Origin of the sequence: Sabulibacter ruber (assembly GCF_017355955.1) — a bacterium.
Lineage (GTDB): Bacteria > Bacteroidota > Bacteroidia > Cytophagales > Hymenobacteraceae > Nibribacter > Nibribacter ruber_A.
Genome location: NZ_JAFFID010000116.1, coordinates 1 through 279, shown reverse-complemented (window position 1 = coordinate 279; position 279 = coordinate 1). Strand labels below are relative to the sequence as shown.

General features: G+C 73.5%; 1 protein-coding gene. It reads right to left on the bottom strand.

Annotated features, from left to right (window positions below; all coding sequences use genetic code 11):
• Nucleotides 1-279, bottom strand: a 279-nt coding sequence (locus JT719_RS24690; RefSeq protein ID WP_207436437.1) for an SDR family oxidoreductase, incomplete at both ends; no start/stop codon positions are given.

The window sequence follows — 279 nt, the reverse complement described above, 5'->3', positions numbered from 1 at the left end:
ACGTCCACATGCAGGACGACGTGCCACTCCTCCACCGGATAGTCCCAGAGCGTCCGGTTCGGCCCGACGATGGCGGCGTTGTTGACGAGGATGTCGACGCCGCCGAGCGCCTCCCGCGTGGCTTCCGCCGCCTCGGCCACCCCGGCGTGGTCGCCGATATCCACCTCGGCCGTATGGACGCGCCCCGCCCACTCCGGGTCGGTCCCGGCGAGTTGCGCGCGGGCCGTGTCAAGCTGGGCGGCGTTGCGGTCCCACAGGCTGACCCGCGCGCCGGAGCGC